General features: G+C 71.4%; 18 protein-coding genes and 1 tRNA gene. 8 read left to right on the plus strand and 11 right to left on the minus strand.

The features are described from left to right. Window positions 1-5: 5 nt before the first annotated feature. Entirely contained in the window at window positions 6-1,559 is a 1,554-nt protein-coding gene (locus tag ACH47X_RS09820) for a hypothetical protein (RefSeq protein WP_397403719.1), read from the minus strand. Window positions 1,560-1,710: 151 nt separating this feature from the next. Between ACH47X_RS09820 and ACH47X_RS09825 the strand changes: the two genes are divergently transcribed. Continuing rightward, window positions 1,711-2,175 (plus strand): DUF6328 family protein, encoded by a 465-nt coding sequence (locus ACH47X_RS09825; RefSeq protein WP_397403721.1) that lies wholly within the window; start codon window positions 1,711-1,713, stop codon window positions 2,173-2,175. Between the two features lie 19 nt (window positions 2,176-2,194). Here ACH47X_RS09825 and ACH47X_RS09830 read toward each other — a convergent pair whose 3' ends face one another. The 3 genes from ACH47X_RS09830 to ACH47X_RS09840 all read right to left on the minus strand — a co-directional run bounded on the left by ACH47X_RS09830 (window position 2,195) and on the right by ACH47X_RS09840 (window position 6,672). Then, window positions 2,195-3,388, minus strand: a complete 1,194-nt coding sequence (locus ACH47X_RS09830) for a hypothetical protein (RefSeq protein WP_397403723.1) — start codon at window positions 3,386-3,388, stop codon at window positions 2,195-2,197. A gap of 116 nt (window positions 3,389-3,504) precedes the next feature. Further along, window positions 3,505-4,674, minus strand: a complete 1,170-nt coding sequence (locus ACH47X_RS09835) for a pyridoxal phosphate-dependent aminotransferase (RefSeq protein WP_397403725.1) — start codon at window positions 4,672-4,674, stop codon at window positions 3,505-3,507. Between the two features lie 51 nt (window positions 4,675-4,725). Next, entirely contained in the window at window positions 4,726-6,672 is a 1,947-nt protein-coding gene (locus ACH47X_RS09840; RefSeq protein WP_397403727.1) for a SigE family RNA polymerase sigma factor, read from the minus strand. A 250-nt stretch (window positions 6,673-6,922) separates the two neighbouring features. Between ACH47X_RS09840 and ACH47X_RS09845 the strand changes: the two genes are divergently transcribed. The 3 genes from ACH47X_RS09845 to ACH47X_RS09855 are packed head-to-tail and all read left to right on the plus strand — an operon-like array spanning window position 6,923 to window position 8,578. After that, window positions 6,923-7,465, plus strand: a complete 543-nt coding sequence (locus ACH47X_RS09845; RefSeq protein WP_397403729.1) for a nucleotidyltransferase domain-containing protein — start codon at window positions 6,923-6,925, stop codon at window positions 7,463-7,465. Further along, on the plus strand, window positions 7,465-7,875 hold the full coding sequence (locus tag ACH47X_RS09850) for a hypothetical protein (protein ID WP_397403731.1): 411 nt from the start codon (window positions 7,465-7,467) through the stop codon (window positions 7,873-7,875). Before ACH47X_RS09845 ends, ACH47X_RS09850 begins: the two co-directional genes overlap by 1 nt. A gap of 58 nt (window positions 7,876-7,933) precedes the next feature. After that, the gene (locus ACH47X_RS09855) at window positions 7,934-8,578 is read left to right on the plus strand and encodes a DnaJ family domain-containing protein (RefSeq protein ID WP_397404023.1); all 645 of its coding nucleotides are present in this window, start codon (window positions 7,934-7,936) and stop codon (window positions 8,576-8,578) included. Between the two features lie 6 nt (window positions 8,579-8,584). Here the strand turns inward: ACH47X_RS09855 and ACH47X_RS09860 are convergent, their stop codons facing one another. The 4 genes from ACH47X_RS09860 to ACH47X_RS09875 form a co-directional block, all read right to left on the minus strand. Then, window positions 8,585-8,878: a hypothetical protein gene (locus ACH47X_RS09860; RefSeq protein WP_036958729.1), complete on the minus strand. Its 294-nt coding sequence runs from the start codon at window positions 8,876-8,878 to the stop codon at window positions 8,585-8,587. 88 nt (window positions 8,879-8,966) lie between these two features. After that, window positions 8,967-10,160: an alpha/beta hydrolase gene (locus ACH47X_RS09865; RefSeq protein WP_397403733.1), complete on the minus strand. Its 1,194-nt coding sequence runs from the start codon at window positions 10,158-10,160 to the stop codon at window positions 8,967-8,969. Next, a complete protein-coding gene (locus tag ACH47X_RS09870; RefSeq protein ID WP_397403735.1) occupies window positions 10,157-11,092 on the minus strand; it encodes an NAD(P)H-binding protein in 936 nt (311 codons plus the stop codon). Before ACH47X_RS09870 ends, ACH47X_RS09865 begins: the two co-directional genes overlap by 4 nt. A 58-nt stretch (window positions 11,093-11,150) precedes the next feature. Beyond that, window positions 11,151-11,648 carry a low molecular weight protein-tyrosine-phosphatase gene (locus tag ACH47X_RS09875; protein WP_397404025.1) on the minus strand — a complete coding sequence of 166 codons (498 nt, stop codon included), beginning with the start codon at window positions 11,646-11,648 and terminating at the stop codon, window positions 11,151-11,153. 397 nt (window positions 11,649-12,045) lie between these two features. On the opposite strand from ACH47X_RS09875, the gene ACH47X_RS09880 reads away from it, so the two are divergent. Then, window positions 12,046-12,873, plus strand: a complete 828-nt coding sequence (locus ACH47X_RS09880) for an alpha/beta fold hydrolase (protein ID WP_397403737.1) — start codon at window positions 12,046-12,048, stop codon at window positions 12,871-12,873. Here ACH47X_RS09880 and ACH47X_RS09885 read toward each other — a convergent pair. Together ACH47X_RS09885 and ACH47X_RS09890 are read right to left on the minus strand one after the other, a co-directional pair. Continuing rightward, window positions 12,863-14,890, minus strand: coding sequence for a hypothetical protein (locus ACH47X_RS09885; protein ID WP_397403739.1), 2,028 nt, complete (start codon window positions 14,888-14,890; stop codon window positions 12,863-12,865). The genes ACH47X_RS09880 and ACH47X_RS09885 overlap by 11 nt on opposite strands. A 210-nt stretch (window positions 14,891-15,100) precedes the next feature. Then, window positions 15,101-15,949, minus strand: coding sequence for a class I SAM-dependent methyltransferase (locus ACH47X_RS09890; RefSeq protein ID WP_397403741.1), 849 nt, complete (start codon window positions 15,947-15,949; stop codon window positions 15,101-15,103). A 71-nt stretch (window positions 15,950-16,020) separates the two neighbouring features. Between ACH47X_RS09890 and ACH47X_RS09895 the strand changes: the two genes are divergently transcribed. Beyond that, the gene (locus tag ACH47X_RS09895) at window positions 16,021-17,271 is read left to right on the plus strand and encodes an anhydro-N-acetylmuramic acid kinase (RefSeq protein ID WP_397403743.1); all 1,251 of its coding nucleotides are present in this window, start codon (window positions 16,021-16,023) and stop codon (window positions 17,269-17,271) included. A 165-nt stretch (window positions 17,272-17,436) separates the two neighbouring features. Here the strand turns inward: ACH47X_RS09895 and ACH47X_RS09900 are convergent. Next, a tRNA-Leu gene (locus ACH47X_RS09900) sits at window positions 17,437-17,520 on the minus strand. Between the two features lie 240 nt (window positions 17,521-17,760). On the opposite strand from ACH47X_RS09900, the gene ACH47X_RS09905 reads away from it, so the two are divergent. Then, window positions 17,761-18,477 carry an FhaA domain-containing protein gene (locus tag ACH47X_RS09905; RefSeq protein WP_020017306.1) on the plus strand — a complete coding sequence of 239 codons (717 nt, stop codon included), beginning with the start codon at window positions 17,761-17,763 and terminating at the stop codon, window positions 18,475-18,477. Window positions 18,478-18,487: 10 nt separating this feature from the next. After that, a complete protein-coding gene (locus tag ACH47X_RS09910; RefSeq protein ID WP_142031821.1) occupies window positions 18,488-18,979 on the plus strand; it encodes an FHA domain-containing protein FhaB/FipA in 492 nt (163 codons plus the stop codon).

Raw genomic sequence — 18,979 nt, forward strand, 5'->3', positions numbered from 1 at the left:
TGGAGCTAGCCGACGGACACGTTCACGCCCGCCTTCGACGGCGCCACCAGGCTCGTCCCGGCGTACTTGGCGATCCACTTGCCCGACGTGGTGGCACGGACCGACGTCGTGAACGTGCCGTCAGCGCCCGTGGTGACCTCCTTCTTGAGGACCGGCGCCGCCGAGCCCGCGGGGTCGAAGTACACCTTCACCGCGACGTTCGGCGCCGGCCGGATCGCCGCGCCGCCGCCGGTCACCAGCTGGACCCGCTCGACGTCGCCGCTCAGCGTGATGGTCCGCGCCGTGGGCACCGACGTCCGCGAGGCGGCCACGGTCGTGGTGCTCGCCCGCTTGACCACGATCGTCGTGACCGTCGGGTCCTCGACCAGCACGTTGTGCGTGCAGTTGCTGGTGCCGCCCTCGAGCCCGTCCCAGTCCGGTGCGGAGCATGCCTTCATCTCGTCGCGGATGCCGATGTCGTAGATGCCGGCGGGGAGCGTCGGGTTGAAGGTGAACGTCGCGTGGCTCGTACCGAGCCCGGAGTGTGTCAGGTCCCGCTGCACCCGGTAGCCGTCGGGGAAGTTGCCCTCGCCGCGCCGGCTCTCGGCGCTCAGCCAGCCGGACGTGCCGCCCACGGTGAAGTCGAGGCTGCCCACGTCGACGCGACGCTGCACCGGGGCCAGGCCCAGCACGACGTCGTGCGTCATGAGGTGGTCGCCCGCCGTGAAGCCACCCGCGGTGGCGGTAACCGTGCCCTCGCGCAGCGTGGTGTCGCGGGCCCGCTCCGCCGAGGTCAGGGTCCACACCGCCTTCGCGCCCGTGTCGGTCATCGGCATCTCGGCACGCCACTTGCCCGACGCGCCCGGCTTCTGCCGGGTCGTGAAGTAGCCGCGGTCGTCGGTCGTAAGCGTGTCGATGAAGCGCTCCGGCGCGTCGCCCGAGGGATCGAAGTACAGCTTGACCTCCTGGCCCGTGGCCGGCGAGTAGTCACCGGTGCCGAGGCTCCGGATGTTCGCGGCGCCGTGGACCGAGATGGTCGAGCCCGCGGGCGCGCTCGACGTCGAGGTCCAGATCAGCGGGATGTTGCGCTTGGCCCGGAACGGCACCAGGACCGGGTCCGCCGTGCGGATCGGCACCTTGACCACGCCGTCGGCGGTGGTCACGTCGATCTCGGCGTTCACCGAGACCTCGAAGGTGCCGGACTCGACGTCGGCGGGGAGCTGGACGGTCGAGGTCCACGTGTTCGCCGTCCCGGAGGCCACGAACTGCGCACCGGTCAGGCTGCGGCCCTCAGGGTCGATCATGGTCATGCGCCCGGAGCGCATGGCCGCCGAGGACCCGTTGTGCGTGATGGCCAGGGTTCCGGTGACGGAACCGACCACGTCCCCGCCGGGTGGCAGGGAGATCTTCGCGGAGACGACGACGTCATCCACCTTGTTGGTCACGCGGTCCGCGGTGATGCCCGGCGGCGGCGCCGTGCTCACCTCGGCCGCGACGCTCGGTGTCGCGGCGACGCCGGTCATCAGCAGTGCGGCCCCGAGCGCCAGGCCCATCGGCGCACGCATCCTCGATCTGTTCAAAGCAGCCCCCTCGTCAGAGGGACGCGGACGCGTCCCGCCCAGCCAGATGTTCTCCCGGCGGGCAGTGGCGGGCCACGGGAGGCGGTGATGCGAGCGGGTGAATTTCCCTCGCCCAGCTCGGTAAATCGGACGCCAGGTAAGAATGGGGACTATGCAGACCGACGGACGCCAGGAGACGCCCAACGAGCGCGCGGACCGGAACTGGAACGAGCTGCTCCAGGAGCTGCGCGTCATGCAGACCGGCGTGCAGATCCTGACCGGGTTCCTGCTCACGCTGCCGTTCCAGTCCCGGTTCGCCGACCTCGACCGGTACCAGGTGAACGTCTACCTGGCGCTCGTCATCGCTGCGGTGGTCGCGACCGCGCTGATCGTCGCGCCGGTGAGTGTCCACCGTGCGCTCTTCCGCAAGCGCATGAAGGGCAACATCGTCACGCTGACCGACCGCATCACCCGGATCGCGCTCGCCGTGCTCGCCCTCGTGATCACGGGCGTGGCGGTACTCGTCTTCGACGTCGTGGTCGGGCGGACGGCGGGCATCGTCGCCGGTTCCGCCGCGCTCGTCGTGATGGTGCTCCTGTGGGTGCTGCTCCCCGAGGTGCTGCGCCGGCGCGGGTGAGTCGGCGCAGCCGCACGCGTTACCTCACGGCGACGGTGACGGCCCCCTTCGAAGGCGCCTGGAGATCCGTACCCGGATACTTCGCGATCCAGGTGCCCGACCGGGTCGTGCGGTACGTCGTGGCGTAGTAGCCCTTCGAGTTGGTCCGCACAGTCTTCTTGTACTCCGGGCCGGGCGCGCCGGCCGGGTCGAAGTAGAGCTTGACGGGCGTGTTCGGCGAGAGCCGGACCGCCGCCTTGTTCTTGCTGACGAGCTGCACCTTGCGCACCGCGCCACGGAGCGTGATCGTCTTCGCCCCCGTGAGCGACGTCGCCGACGCCGAGATCTTGGTGCTGCTGGCGCGTCGGACCCGCACGGTCGTGACCGACTTCCATGGGATCGGGACATCTACGGACTGCCGCGAGCCATCGCCGTCGATGTCCCAGTGATCCGCCTCCACGCGGATCGGCCCCTCGTAGTAGACGTCGTAGAGCCCGGCAGGGTGCAGGGCCGACAGTCGATAGGTGCGCGACCCGCTGTAGGGCGTGTCCCACAGATCTTGATCGGCGGTGAGCACGCCGCCCTTCCGGTAGCGGCCCTCCGCGCGGCGGTTGGTCATCGAGGGCCCGGCAACGGCGTTGGCTGAATACCCCGGCGTCAGGATTCCCGCGTCGAGATAGACGGTCTGCGGCTCGACCTTTGTGACGACGTCCTGCACCGCCACCCGGACTCGTGCGGTGTGACCACCCTTGGATCCCGATACCACCACCGACCGGACCGGTTGACTTGCAGAGCGTCTCGTGAACTTGGCAGTCCTGGTGCCCATGACATCTGAGCCCTGGTTCGCGACGACGACGTCGTAGGTACCTGAGGTCGTCGGACTGAAGGTCTTGGCGAACCACGCATCGTCATTGGTGACGGCCGTGGCCACGCGCTCGCGAGGAGCCGTACCGGACGGATCGAAGTAGATGTCGACCGGCAGTCCCCGCCCAGGCTGGGATCGCTCCCAGATGGTGTCCGGCTGAATCCCTATGTAGCCGTGGACCTGGACCGGTGTTCCCGCAGGGGCCGTCGCCGGAGCGATCGCGAGGTTATACCAGGTCCGCGCGTACGCCGTGGGCGACGGGCCATCCGCGTCGGTGCCCGCGGCGGCCGCGGGCAGACCAGTCAGGAGGCTGCCGCCCAGCGCGACGCCCAGCGCGGAGACGAGTATCTTTCGTGCACCGATGATCATGGACTGACCTCGCGGGAGACGGGCCCGGAAACCGGGAGCACACCGCATCGTGCCAGACGTGGGCGCCCCTGGACCGCAGTATTGAGGGCGTCCACAGGGTGAACCTGCCGCCGACGTCAGAGCGTCTTGTGCCAGGCCTCGATCCGGTCCACCGCCCGCGACACCGTGTCGAGCGACGACGCGAACGACAGCCGCACCCAGTCCTTGCCGTGCACACCGTCGAAGTCGGTGCCGGGCGTGATGGCGACGTCGGCCTCCGCGAGCAGGCGGGCGCAGTAGGTCACCGAGTCGAGCCCGAACGAGGCGATGTTCCCGTACAGGTAGAACGCGCCGTCGGCCGGGGCGACGGGCCGCCAGCCGAGCCCGCCGAGCCGCTCCAGCAGCAGCCTGCGCGACGACGCGTACCGCGCCACGTTCTGCGCGGCCGCCTCGTACCCCTCGGGCGAGAAGGCGGCGATACCCGCGTGCTGCGCGAGCGCCGGCGGCGAGAGCGCCACGTTGCTCGCGAGCGCGTCGACGGGCGCGACCAGCTCGTCGGGCAGCACCAGCCAGCCGAGGCGCCAGCCGGTCATCGCCCAGTACTTCGAGAACGAGTTCACGACGACGGCGCCCCGGCCGACGAACGTCGCCGCCGTCGCCTGCGCCACCTCGTCCGAGTAGGCGATGCCGTGGTAGATCTCGTCGCTGATCAGCCGCACGTCGTGGTCGGCGCACCATTCCGCGACGGCCGCCAGCTCTACCGGCGTGATCATCGTGCCGGTCGGGTTCGCGGGCGAGGCGACCATGACGCCGTCGAGCCCGCCGCCGTAGTAGGCCTCGTTGAGCTGCGACACCGTGGGCTGGTAGCGGGTCTCGGGACCACAGTCCAGCTCCACCACCTCGCAGCCCAGCGCCGACAGGATGTTCTTGTAGGCCGGGTAGCCGGGCCGCGCGAGCGCCACCCGGTCGCCGACGTCGAACGACGCGAGGAACGCGAGCACGAACCCACCGCTCGACCCCGTGGTCACGGCGATCCGCGCGGGGTCGACGTCTACGCCGTACCAGCGCTGGTAGTGGCCCGCGATCTCGGCGCGCAGCGCCGGCACGCCCATCGCCTCGGTATACCCGAGGTTGCCGTCGCGGAGCAGGGCGATGGCGCGCTCCCGCACCACGTCGGACGCACCGGTCGACGGCTCCCCCGCGCAGAGGTTGAGCACGTCCGCACCGGTGGCGCGGCGCGCGTTCGCGGCGGCGAGCACCTCCATGACGGCGAACGGGGGCACGTGGGACCGGCGAGAGACCTTCATGTCGCCATCATGGCCCACGGTGCAGTCCGACGGCGGCCCGCCGGGCAAGGTTCACCAGCGCACCCGGCCGAATGTCAACGACGCGACGCCGTCGTCGCCGAGGCTGCTCCAGGCGATGTGGTCTCCGTGGATCCCGACCGCGGCCCGGTCGCGAGAGAGCCGGACGACGCTCGGCGCGCCGTTCCTGTCCACCATCGCGTAGGCAGCACCATCCTCGGTCGACCACGCGACGGTCCCGGCGGACACGTCCAGGGCGTTGACGGGCGAGGATCCTCGTACACGGAGGGTCGTGGACGTGGACACGTCGACCAGGTAGAGCAGGTCACCGGTGGCGAAGACGAGCTGTCCGGTGTCGTAGCCGAGCGCGGACACCGGCTCGTACCCGAGATCCTCGTTCCGGACCGACACGAGCGTCTGCGACTCCGCCTCGCCCTGGCCGGGGACCAGCTCGAAGACGGTCGTCCTACCGGATCCGGCTCCGATGCCCGGGCCGCCCGACCCCTCCTCGTACGCGACCAGCAGGCCGTCCGGCGTCGATCCCAGGGCACAGACGCGCTCCCGGACACCAGTGCGGACCGGCACGGATCCGTCGAGCGCCGCCGTGTGGAGCGTCTGGTTACAGCGGGTCCGTGCGACGTTCGGCGTGGTGGTCCACCCGAGCAGCGTGTCCGCGAGCGCCGCCGTCCCGGCCTCCGCGTCCTTCAGCACCGAGGAATCGCTGACCGTCGCCACGCTCCCGCCCTCGTCGAGGAGCCGCAGGGTCCACGGCAGCGTCCCCACGATCTGGGTGTTCGGCGTCTCGAACCAGGCGGCCCGGTCGTCCTGACGGACCAGGCTCCGGATCTGCGGCCAGCGCCCGTCGACCTGCTCGGTCTCCGCCAGCGGCATCACGTCCCGCCCCCCCTTGCCGTCCGGGGCCAGAGCCTCCAGGGTGAACGGGCCACGGATGAGGTCGCCGTCGAGCGTCTCGTACGGGTCGGACCAGTTGAGCACGCTCTCGCCCTCGCCAAGGGTCGTCGCCTCGACCCCGGCCCTGGGCCACTGATGGTCGATGATGACGTCGACGCACCGCTCGACTTCGTGCGCGTCCGCGGCGTCGATCGTCCCGGTGACGGCGAGGTCGCCCCAGTGGACGGATCGGGTGTCGACCGAGGTCGTGGGCGCCTCGTCATCAGGCCGAGTGCACGCCGCGGTGTCCGTGTGGTCCAAGGGCAGGGCGGAGATCCCCCCGCCGTCGAGCCCGAGCACCGTGCGCAACCACTCGCTGCCGGGCAGCACCACGGGACCCAGGCCGGGCATGCGGACCGGACCGGCCAGCAGGAGGCCGAGGACCAGCACGAACACCCCCGCGACGGTCACCACGGCCTGGATCACGCGCCGTCGTCGGGCCGCTGCCCGCGCCTGCCGCAGCACCTGGCCGCCGTCGGCCCGGAACTCCGGCGCGGCGCCGATCGCCGACGCGCTGAGCAGCGAGCGCAGCCGCGCGAGCCCGCGGGAGTTGGTGGACTTCACCGTGCCCGCCGAGATGCCGAGCTCGTCGGCGACCTGCGCCTCGGACAGGTCGAGCAGGTGCCGCAGGACCACGACCCGGCGCTGCCCCAGGGGCAGCGAGCGCAGCGCCCTGCCGAGCTCGTCCCGGACCGCGACGTCGTCCGCGTGGTCCGGCAGGGGCGAGAGCGGCACCACGCCGTCGTCCGTCACGGCGGACCGCCGGTCCTTGCGCCAGCCGTCGATGCGGAGGTTCATCAGGATGCGCCGCGCGTAGGCCCGCGGCTCCCCTACCCGGGCCTTCGCCCACGCCCGGTACGTCCGCTCGAACGTGGCCTGGACCAGCTCCTCGGCCTGGTGCGCGTCGCCCGACAGCAGGTACGCCGTCCGGTAGAGGTACGGGCCGGCCGACGTCACGAAGTCGACGAACTCCGCGTCGGTGTCGCGCGCGACCAGCACGCTGGCGCGTGCCGGGTCGACGACGGGCTGCTCGGCTGTCTCGGCGTTCATACCACCCACCACGGCCGAGACCACGAGGAGGTTGCCTGGTCCCCACATGGCCGAGCATCGGACCATGGGCTCATGCTCACAATTGTATGGCACGCAACATAATTATGTCGCTAGCGATACAATTGTGAGTCGCTCGGCCAGTGCCGCCGCACCCGGAAGGACAACCATGGACTGGACTCACCCGGAACACGTCTTCGGATCGGGTTTGGAGCCCGTCGTTCTCCGCGTCCTGTGGCGCGCAGGAGCGCCGATGACGGGCGCCGAGGTGCATCGCGTGGCGGGAAAGGGCTCCGTCGGAGGCATCCGGCTCGCGCTCTCACGACTCGCCCTGCAGGGGATCGTCCTGTCTTCCCGCGTCGGCATGGCGGCAACACACACCCTGAACCGGGAGCACCTCGGATTTCCCGCGATCGACGCAGCCTTCTCCGCCCTTGATCCGTGGACGCAGTTCCGGTCGCGTGTCACCGAGGTGATGGCGGAGCATGGTCCCGACGATCCTCTATCTGTCACGGTGGCGGTTTTCGGCTCTGTAGCGCGTGACGAGGCCCGGTTGGACTCGGACGTGGACCTTGCCGTGGTCGTCACCGACGTGGATGAGCGCGCCCAGAACCTCGCTGATGAGCTCCGCAAAGAGCTCGCTGCGGCCACAGGTCAGGCCGTACAGATCTACCTGACTACGCCGGCACGACTCCATGACGCCGTACGCCAAGGGGACCCGATCGTCGATTCCTTCCGTTCGGATGCTCGCAATGTCTCCGGACCGGACATCCGCACGTACCTCCAGGAGCATTGATGACCCCACGCCAGCAGCCCCGAACCCGAACAATGACCAGTGGCGACGTCCGAGTGCGCGCAGCGACGGCACGCAAGTACCAAGAGGTCGGCGAGATGGTCCTCGGTGAGGCGCCGGACGAACGCCAGGTAGCAGGCGGGCTCGCGGCACTGGCTGCCATCGCGGCCTCGGACGCGATCTGCGGTGCCCGACTCGGACGTTGCGCCATCGGGCAGGATCATGGGCAAGCCGAAAACCTGCTCGCCACCGTCAATCCCGACGGACGGGAGCTCGCAAAGAAGCTCTCGCGCGTTCTGGCGGAGAAATCAAACGCGCACTACGGGACCACCTACCTGAGCGGAGCGGAGACCCTGACCATGATCAGAAGCTCCCGCGCGCTGATCGACGCGCTCGACACCCATCTGAGGTGAGAGCTGTCGGCTCTGGTCGCCCTTTCCGGCCGTTTGTGAAAGTTGTAACATGACCGCCATGGCGCCGGGATCGCGCGACGACGCAGACAACGACCCCCTCCGCCGGGCCGCGCAGTACCGCGTGGACCGGGAGGCCGAGGCGGAGCGCGCCGAGCAGCCCGCCACCCCCGGCGACGCCGGCGACGCCGACGCCGAGCCGGCCGAGGACGGCGCCGACGAGGGCAGGCGTCCGGGGGCGATGAGTGTCGAGGAGCGCTCGCGCTACGTGGACGTGGTGATCGACCAGGCGATGCGCCGCGGGGAGTTCGACAACCTGCCCCTGCACGGCAAGCCGATCCCGGGCATCGGCGGCAAGCACGACCCCGACTGGTGGGTCAAGGGCCTGATCGAGCGCGAGAACATCACCGGCGTCCTGCCGTCGGCCCAGCTCCGGAAGGACGACGCCGAGCTCGACGCCCGGCTCGACCTCGAGGCGATGGAGGAGCGCGTCCGGGAGATCGTCGCGGAGTTCAACGCCCGTGTCGTCGACGCCAGGCGACAGCTCCAGGGTGGCCCACCCATCGTCACGCCCACCCGCGACGTCGACGAGCAGGTGCGCAGGTGGCAGGAGCGCCGGGCAGCGCGAAGGGCCGCCACCTCTGTCCCGGCGCCGCGACGCGGACCGGGAACCTCTGCCGGCAGACCCTGGTGGAAGTTCTGGTGACCCGGGTCAGAACCCGTATGCCGTCACGATGACCACGGCCGTCATCAGCCAGTAGGGAACGGACCCGAGCGCGAACCCCAGGCCCGCGGCGATCGCCATGCGGCCCCGGTGCGCCCCGAACCGGCTGGACACGGCCCCGACGGCCATCGTGATACAGCCGATGATCGTCACTCCCTCGGCGGCTCCCTGGGATATCAGCATCCCGAGGATGAGCGCGACCAGCCCGACGACAGCCTCGTTGCGGGCGAGGAACGGCCCGCCTCGGCGAGCCCGCGGGTGAGTCTCCTGGTGCGTTGTCATGGCGCATCGCCCCTCGTGCCCCACGTCGGAGTGGGCACCTCTTTTCCAGCATCGCACCATGACCCTGTCTTCGCCAGGGCCCGCCGGCTCAGGCGCCGGGCCGCTCCGCGGCCTCCTGGGCGAGCACATAACCGCGGAACCACCGCCCGGTCTCGCGCCACACCTGGTCGCGCGCAGGCTTCGCCGAGAGCGTCGCGTCGTGGAGCCCGCCGGCGATGCGCACGAGGGTGGTGAGGGAGCCGAGATCGGGCACGCGCCGGGCGATCCCGACCACGTCGAGCACCGAGTCGGTGACCTTCATGTCCTCGGTCCAGCGCGTCGGGATACTGCTGCGGGCGCTGAGCAGCACCAGCACCGGCACGTCGATACCGAGACCGCGGGCGACCTGGTCCTGCCCACGGAAGATCGCGGCGAGCCAGGCGGGCGTGGCGCGCCATCCGGCGTCGGGCCGCCAGGCGACGTCGTAGTCCCACTCGCCGTCGAAGCGGGACGAGATGGAGCGCGCGTAGAGACCGCGGTCGAGGTTGACGAGCTGGCTGCGCGGCACGAGCACGGACTGCACCCGGATGCCGGGCTCCATGAGCTTGCGCCCCGCCTCGCGCGTCTGGAACTCCAGCCACGGGCCGTTCAGCACCAGCCCCGCGACCCGCTCCTGGTTGCGCGCCGTCCACAGGCTGAGGATGAGGCCGCCCGTCGAGTGGCCCATGAGCACGAGCCTGCGGTCGGACCCGGCCTCACGCCCGTGGCCCATGACCTCGAGCGCGGCCTCGATCTCCTCGTCGTAGGTGGTCAGGTTGCGGACGTAGCCCGGGGTCTGGCCCTCGCGCAGGCTGCGTCCGTACCGCCGCAGGTCGAGCGCGTGGAACCGCACGCCGAGCGACTCCCAGAAGTCGGCGAGGTGCGTCTGGAAGAAGTAGTCGAGCCAGCCGTGCACGTAGAGCACGTCGACGCCGGCGTCCGGCGGGCCCGCGGGCTCGCCGTCGGTGGGCCGGTGCGCCGCGCCCGGCAGACGCAGCCGCCGGCCGAGCTCCGAGAGCTCCTCCCAGAGGCGCGCGAGCTGCGGGTTCTCCGCCCCGTTGCGCCGGGTCCCGCCGGGCGTGTCGGCGCCGCCGTCCTCGGCGGGGTCGACACGGGCCCGGCGCACGAGCGTCGCCACCACCTCGGCCTCCTCCTCGTCGGGCTCGAGCGGCAGCGTCAGGCGCTCGAAGCCCGGCAGCACGTCGGGCTCCCAGGCCGGCTCCTGCGCCGGTTCGTCGTCCAGACCGGGGGAGAGGCTCGTCATCTGACCGACGGTAACCGGAGGTGGGCCCACTCCGCCGGATAGTCGTCGAGCCAGACCTCGAGCGAGCGGGCCCTCCGCCCGGCCAGGTGCCCGACGTCGGGGCTCACCTGTGCGAGCACGCCCGCCTCGATCGCCTGGCACAGCGTGATCCAGTCCTCCACCTCGGTGGCGGTCGACCGGGAGAACTGGGCACGCGCCTGCTCGACCGTCTGCGGCACGTACCGGATCGTACGGCCGATGGCGGCGGACAGCGTGGCCGCGATGTCGTCGAACGTCAGGGCCTCGGGGCCGGTCAGGAAGTAGGTCCGGCCCGCGTGCCGGCGCGGGTCCTCGTCGAGCAGGACGGCGGTGGCGACGTCCGCCACGTCGTCGTGGGACACGGTGGCGACCGCGCCCTGCCCTGCGGGCGCGCGGAGCAGCGCCTGCTGCCCGGCACCGGACGACTCGTCGTGCACCGCCAGGGTCGGCGTGCGGTGGAACATGCTGGTGCGCAGCATGGTCCAGGCCAGATCGGTGCCCCGCAGGTACTCCTCGGTGAGCCAGTCGTCGCGCGCGCCCGACGCGATGGCATCCGGTGCCGCCCCGATCGACGAGACGTAGACGACGTGCCGCACCCCGGCCAGGACGGCGGCGTCGATCGCCGCACGGTGCCGGGCGAGCCGGCCGGGCCGGTCCCGGCCCGGCACGAGAAAGACGGCGTCAGCTCGCGCGAACGCGCTGCTCATGGCCCTGGCATCGGCCTCGGCCGGGATCACGACGACCTCGGACTCGGGCAGCGGAGTGCCGTCGGGCAGCCGCGGGGCGGCGCCCCTGCCGGAGATCAGCAGGCGCTGCCGGCCGCCTGCCGCGGCGACACGGAAGGCGAGCCTGGAACCCAGGCGGCCGTCGGCCCCGGTGAGCACGACCAGCCGGTCCGGCGAGGCGGGCGTCATTCCCACACCGTAGACGCCGGATCGTCGACGGGCCGGGTGGGGGTGGGTGAAACGTGCCTCAGGCGTCCGAGGAGACGCCGAGCTCCGTCCGGACGAACTCGACCACGCCGTCCGCCGCCGCCTCGATCTCGGCGAGGCACTCCTCGAAGTCCTCGGGCCCGCCGTACCAGGGGTCGGCGATGTCCAACCGGTGCTCCGGAAGGCCGTCGGCGGCGGGATCGAACGACCGGTACATCCGGATGTCCGGGTCGGCCTGGGCGCGGCCGGCGAGGTTCCGCAGCGCCTGCGCGTGTCGCGTCGTCATGGCGAGCACCAGGTCCCGCGAGCCGACGTCGTCCCGCGTCACCTGACGAGCCCGGTGGCCGTCGCCCGTGGCGTAGCCGTGCTCGGCGAGTACGGAGCGGGCGCGCCGATCCACCGGGTTGCCGTGCTCCTCGTCGCTCACGCCGGTCGAGTCGACGACCACGGTGTCGCCCAGGCCCGCGGCCTCGAAGCGGTCCCGGAGGACGATCTCGGCCATGGGGGAGCGGCAGATGTTCCCCGTGCAGACGGTCATCACGCGGTATGCAGTCACGCGCTCATTCTCCCCGGCGGCAGGGGAAAGCCCGCGGGGCGACGAATGTCAGCCGTGCTGGACGAGGGCACGGCACCCGCGGGCTCCGGTGGTCGCGAGGAAATCGCCACCAGTGTCCCGTGCGCCTGAGCGTCCGGAAGGCCCCGTGCTGAGCCCTCCGACCGCCGCCGGCGCGAAACGCCTACAGCGTCACGCGACTAGCGCGCGACCACCTCATGGGTCCGATGTGAAATCACTTCTCGGATCACCTCCCTTCTCATGTGCCAACGAACCTACGCCGCCTCGTTCCGTATGCACAGGTTTTTTCCTCGCGGCGAAATCCGCGGCGCGGGCGCACGGCCGAGCGACGAGTTTCGGCCGAGCGCCCCGTCTGCCCTGCATGACCATCACCACCGTGGACGCCTCCACGACGTCCGCAGACGGCACACGGATCGCGTTCGACCTCACCGGGCCGGCACGCGGCCTGGCCCCGGCGGTCGTGGTGGTCGACGGCGTGCTCGCGCACCGGGTGCCCGTCACGCTCGCCGTGGCGTCGCTGCTGGGCGACCGGGTGACGACCCTCCGGTACGACCGGCGCGGCCGGGGTGGCAGCAGCGACACACCGCCGTACGGCGTGGACCGCGAGGTGGACGACATCGCCGCGTTGTTGGAGGTCACGGGCCCGGCGGCGTTGCTGGGCATCTCGACGGGCGCGTTCCTCGCACTACGCGCGGCGGCCGACCTGGGCTCCCGCGTCACCGGCGTCCTGTGCTACGAACCGGCGTACGACGTCGCCGGCGGCGAGCCGCCCACCGACCCCCGGATGATCGCGGGGGTGGAGGCCTGCGTCGAGGCGGGCGACCCGGGCAGCGCCGTCGAGCTGTTCCTCGACCTGGTGGGCATGCCGTGCCGGCTCGTGCCGCGCATGCGGGCGTCGCCGTCGTGGGCGGACCTGGAGTCGATCGCACCGACCATCGCGTACGACGGCCGGGTGCTCGCCGAGATCGCCCTGGGCCGGCGGGCCCTGATGGGGCGCTGGCACCGCATCGAGCAGCAGGTGGTGGTGGCCCACGGCGCCGCGAGCGCCGCCGGGACCGCGACGGCCGCGCGGTCCCTGGCGGCGGTACTTCCGGCGGCGCGTCGGGTGACGCTGCCCGGTCACGGGGCGGACGTGCCGCCGGAAGCGATGGCGGAGGCCGTGGCCGGCCTCCTCGGGATCAGTCCGTGACCATGGGCCGGAACCCGGCCAGCGGGGCGACGTCCGCCGGCCCGGCGACTCCGAGCCCGATGGCCGTGGCGCCGAGGCTGGTCCGGGCGTTGGCGCTCACGCTGACGGAGCTGTCCCGCCGGTAGGTGACGTACTGGGTGTAGGTCTGCCCGTCCGAGCGGTCGGTGATGCGCCACCGGCCGCCCTCGCGCACCGACTGCGGGGCGTCGGAGTAGGCCCCGAACCAGCCGCAGCCGTCCGCGTCGAGCGGGACGCCCCGCGAGAGGTGGTCGCTCATCTCGTAGCCCGCGTCACCGTAGACCCGCCCGTTGTTGCCGACGAACCGGACGCTGAGGTCGCTGCTCGGGTCATAGCCCGGTGCCGCGCAGACGAAGACGCCGGCGGCCAGATGGCCGTCGAGGTCGTCGACGGAGTCGCTGACCAACGCGTTGTAGTTCCACAGGCTGAACCACTGGTTCGTCGCGAGCGGGCGCGACAGCGAGGACTGGATCCACACGTAGGTGCCCGCGCTGGTGTCCCTGCCGGCCATGTTGGTCACGACCACGCGGATCCGGTTGAGCTCGTAGGACGTCGACGCGGTGAACGTGAGCGTCGAACTGGTCTTGCCCGACATGTTGGTCCACTTCGGGTTCGCCGGCGTCCACCTCTGCCACTGGTAGCGCAGGCTGCCGCCGGTCGCGGAGACCTTGAGCGTGATGGTCCGGCCGGCGACGGTCTCGACGGAGCGCGTCGGGTTCTTCGTCACGGTCGGCACGCTGATGCCGACGGGCCACTTCACGAGAGCCGTGCTGGCGCTGGTGCGGGTGGCCGTGATGTAGGCGTGCTTGCGACCCGTGATCTGTACCGAGATCCGCTTGCCGTACTGCGCGCTGGTGAGCTTGAAGGTTCGGCTCGTCGCGCCCGAGATCGTCTTGCCGTTGGCGAGCCAGCGGTAGCTGACCGAGGTCGGCGCCGGCGACCAGGTGCCGCGGTAGGCGGTCAGCGTCTGGCCGACACGGAGCGTGCCCTTGATCGCCGGGGCGGACGTCCTCGCGAACGGCTTCACCACGAGGGACGACGCCGACGTGGTGCTCCGGGTCGTGTACCCGTCCCGGTACGCCGTCGCGGTGACGGTGAGCCGGTCCCCGTGCAGCCGCGAGGGGATCGTGAGGATGCGGCTGTTCGCGCCGTAGATCGGCTCGCCGTTCGCCCTCCAGCGGTAGGTCACCTTGCTGGGCTTGGGGGAGAAGTTGCCGGTGCTGCCGCTGACCTTGGCGCCGACCTTGACGGTGCCGATGATCTTGACCGTCGTGGCGCTGAAGGACGCCTTCGCGACGGTCGTGGTGGCGCTGGACACCGTCTTCGAGCCGTAGCCCGCCTGGGTGCCCGTCACGTCGAGCCGCAGGCTCTTGCCCGCCTGGGTCGTCAGGGGCGTGAACGTGGAGGCGGTGCCGACGGTCGCGCCGCCCACCACCCACCGGTAGGCGAACGTGGTGCCCTCGGGCCAGCCGGCCGCCCGGGCGAGCAGCCTGGATCCGACCCGGACCGTGCCCGCGACGGATGCGGTGCCCGCGGCAAGGTCGCCCTCCACCACGGGTCCGACGGCGGCGGCCGCGACGGGGTCGCTCGTGAGGCCTGCGGCCGTGCCGGTGACGGTGCCGATCACGTACTTGCCGAGGTGCTCGGGCAGGAGGGTGAGGGACTCCGTGGCGGCGTCGGCGACGGGGACGTCGGCGGCGTCGAGCACGGCGTCGTCGCTCAGGAGCCAGGCGTAGCCGAGGCTCTCGGGCTGGGGCGTCCAGGTGCCGCCGGTCTGGTCGATGGTGAGCACGGAGCCGACGGCGGCGTCGCCGTCGACCGCCAGGGTGCCTTCGAAGACCGGGCCGTCGGACTCGGCCGCGGACGCGGGGGCCGCGGCGAACGGCGTCGCGACCAGGGCCAGGGTGGCGAGCGATGCGGTGCCGCGCCAGCGGCGGGCCGCAGTTCTGATGGGTACAGCGGACGCGGAGGAGGCGTCGCCAAGGACTGCAGGATTCATGGGGGTCCTTCGTGATCCGTGACGGGACGGGCACCAGGACCGACGTCGGTCCCGGGCGCCGCGAACCTAACGCGCGCCGGCCCCCACCAGAAGCGCATTTGCTGCGAATTGGCAGGATTTCGAATGACTTCACCCTGTACTTCACCCGCTGCGCAGCCTCCGCCCGGCGCTGCGGGAGCGTGCCGGGGACGTGGCCCCGGCACGCCGAGCTCAGAAGGGCCGGCGCGCCGTGACCAGGATGCGCGGCGCCTCGTCCACCAGCTCGTTCCCCGTCGCGAAGTGCATGTGCAGCCCGCGCAGGGCCGCCTCGTGCCGGGCGACGGCGGCCGGCGTCAGGTCGGCGAGGTCGGGCACCTGCCAGGCCGCGACCCGCAGGTACCAGAGCACGGACGACAGGTCCTTGAAGGTGCGCGTGCCCGGGTATTCCTTGGCCTCGACGATCTCGAGCCCGGAGGCGACGAGCCCGTCGCAGATCACGTCGATGGTCACGCCGTCCGGGTCCCAGCCGAGCGGCACCCGGAGCGCCTGGTTCAGCGCGATGCCGTCGCGCGTGTCCACCTGCTCGGTGATGAATGTGCCGCCCGGCTCGACCACCCGGCCCACCTCGTCGGCGTCGATGGTGCTGAACCGGCTGAGCACCACGCTGAACTGGCCGTCGAAGAAGGGCAGCAGCACGTCACCGGTCCAGGACGGCTCCACCCGGCGCACGTCCACACCGAGCGGCTCCAGGCGGCGTCGAGCCGTGAGGAACGCCGGGCCGACCTCCGTGGCGGCCGACGCCGTCGGCAGCGGGCCGAGGCCCGCGAAGAAGTTGCCGTCACCGGTGCCGATGTCGAGCACGGCACCCCGTGATGCGCGCACGATCTTCTGCGCCAGGGCGGGGTAGTCCCACTCCGGCGTGTCGGTCGTGAGACGGTCGTCGACGGGGGTGGCGTCGAGACCACCGGTGAACAGCGCCGCGGGCGTCGCGGGGGTAGCCGGGGCGTTGCGGGCCCATTCGATGTGGTCCTCGAAGGGCGCGTCCGGCGCCGGGGCTGGGGCGATCGAGACGTCAAGCATGTGGGAGATTGTGGCGCAAACGGGGAGTAAGGGCTAACACTGGTGCAAACACGACCGGAGGAGTCGTCGTGATGGCAGATCCAATACCGGGGACAACGCTGCCACCAGCAAAGACACGATTTCCATTGCGAGTGGTCGGCTTGATGTCCGGGACATCCCATGACGGGGTCGACGCCGCCGCGTGCGATCTGCGGCTCTCCGGCGACACGCTGGTCCTCACTCCTCTCGGACACCTCTCGGTGCCCTTTTCGACGGCGCTGCGGTGCGAGCTGGTGGCCGCCCTGCCGCCGTCCACCACCTCGGCGGAGGCGCTGTGCCGCCTCGACACCGGTATCGGGCAGGCCTTCGCCGACGTCGCGGCGCGTGCCGTCGACGAGCTCTGCGCCGGGCACGCCGATCTGGTCGTCTCGCACGGTCAGACGCTCTTCCACTGGGTGTCGGAGGACGACGCGGGTGCTGCAGGGCGGGTGCGCGGCACCCTGCAGATCGGCGAACCCGCCTGGATCGCCGAGGCGACCGGACTGCCGGTCGTCTCCGGCCTGCGCACGCGCGACGTCGCCGCGGGCGGGCAGGGCGCGCCACTGGTCGGCCTGTTCGACACGCTCTGGCTCGCGGGCCGCCCGGGCACCGCCGTCGCGCTGAACCTGGGTGGCATCGCGAACGTGACGCTGCTGCCGACGACGGACGGCGCCCCGGTCACCTTCGACACCGGCCCCGCCTGCGCGCTGCTCGACGCCGCGACCCGGTACGTCACGAACGACCACCTCGCCTTCGACGCCGACGGCGCGCTCGCCGCGCGCGGCCTGGTGGTCCCGGACCTCCTGGCGCGGCTGCTCGACGAGCCCTATTACAGGCGGCCCGCGCCGAAGACCACGGGCAAGGAGCTGTTCCACCTCTCCTATCTGCTGGACCGTGTCGGCCCCACACCGCCGACGGCGGAGGACCTGCTCGCCACGCTCGTGGCGCTCACCGCCCGCACGGTGGCCGACGCCGTCCGCGACACCGCGACCGAGGTGGTCGCCTCGGGCGGCGGCACGCGCAACCCGGCGCTCATGACCGCGCTGCGTGCGGAGCTGCCCGGCGTCGTCGTCCGGACGTCGGACGAGCTGGGCGTGCCGAGCCAGGCCAAGGAAGCACTGGCGTTCGCGGTGCTGGGCTGGCACACCTGGTACGGGCTGCCCGGAGTGCTGCCGCGAGCCACCGGGGCGCGGCATCCCCGCGTGCTGGGGTCGGTGACGCCGGGAGCGGACGGGCGGTATCCGCCGGGTCGGAGTGCGGGTGTGGCGCGTCCGGGGCGGCTGGAGGTCTCGCCGCCGGTCTGACCTGTGTACCCGTGCCCTCGGTGAAGCCCGTGTGGAAGGAGAACGGAACGACCATCTCCACCCGATCTCGCGGGGAGAAGTACCCATGCCGGCAGCTCTGGGCGGCCACGGAGCCCGGACATGACGAAGGCCCCGACTCGATGAGCCGGGGCCTTGCGTACAACGTGCGCGAGGGGGGAGTTGAACCCCCACGCCCTTTCGGGCACACGGACCTGAACCGTGCGCGTCTGCCTATTCCGCCACTCGCGCGCTGCGAGGAAGACGTTAGCACGGCTCAGAGGCAGATCCCGAATCGAATAACGGTGAAGTGGTTCACGTCCCGTCGCAGGTCTAGTAGCGTGCGGATCCGCCCACGCCTCTCCTCGCCGCGCCACCTGAGGGAAGATCGGAGAAGATCCGCAGGACATCCACAGTATTGGAGTCTGCGGGGACCTACCGGTCTATACGATCTAGGTAGTCTGCCCGGCGCAGACCCTGGAAGGAGGTGGCATGGGCGCCCTGGACCGCTTCGAGAAGAGCGTGGAGCGCATGATGAACAACGCGTTCGCCAAGGTGGGACGTGGCGAAGTGAAACCCGTCGAACTGGCGAGCAGGCTGCGGCGCGAGCTGGACGACCGTGCCGCGGTCGTCGGACGCGACCGTACCGTCGCACCGAACGAGTTCACGATCGAGCTCGCTCCCGACGACTTCGCCCAGATCGAGGCGTGGGGCGCACAGACCCTCGCCGACGAGCTCGCGTCCAACATCACGGCGTACGCCGCGACGCAGCACTACGCGTTCGTCGGCCCCGTGAGCGTGACGTTCGACGAGCAGTACGAGCTGGTACCCGGCCGATTCACCGTGCGCTCGCGCAGCGTGCAGGGGAGCGTCGCCCCGGCGACCTCCGGCGCGCCGACCGGACGGCACCCGCTCATCGACATCGACGGGCAGCGATACCTGCTCACCGGGCCGGTGACCGTCATCGGGCGGGACGCCGAGGCCGACATCGTGGTGGACGACCCGGGCGTCTCCCGACGGCACCTCGAGATCCGCGTGACGCCGGACGGCGTCGTCGCGACCGACATGGGCTCGACCAACGGCCTGTACGTCGAGGGCCACCAGGTACCTGCCGCGACTCTGCTCGATGGCAACACGATGACCATCGGCCGTACCCGCATCATGTTCTGGACCGGCAGCGCGTCCGGTGCGGACAACGAGGACTGGTGAAGATTCCGAGATGAGCGAGCTGACGTTCACCCTGCTCCGGCTGGGCTACCTCGTGCTGCTGTGGGTGTTCGTGCTCTCCGCCGTCGCCGTGCTCCGGCGCGACCTGGCAGGACCACGCGCCTCCAGCAGCCGGCGTCGCCGGCCTGAGCAGGCGGGACCGGCCCCGACGCCGGCTCCCGGTGGCGGCGCGTCCCGTGCGCCCCAGCGCGGTGGCCCGTCGCGGCTCGTCGTGGTGGCCGGTCCCCTCACCGGGACGACCATCCCGCTGACCTCGTCCGGAGTGCTGATCGGTCGCGCGCCGAGCTGCACCCTCGTGCTCGACGACGACTACTCGTCGTCGCGTCACGCGCGGATCTTCCCCCAGGGCGGCCAGTGGTTCGTGGAGGACCTCGGTTCCACGAACGGCACCTACATCGGCGAGGAGCGGGTGCAGGGCGTCATCCCCCTCGGTCCAGGTGTGGGCGTGCAGATCGGACAGTCCGTAGTCGAGCTCCAGGGATGA

Origin of the sequence: Promicromonospora kroppenstedtii (assembly GCF_044389675.1) — a bacterium.
Taxonomy (GTDB): Bacteria; Actinomycetota; Actinomycetes; order Actinomycetales; family Cellulomonadaceae; genus Promicromonospora; species Promicromonospora kroppenstedtii.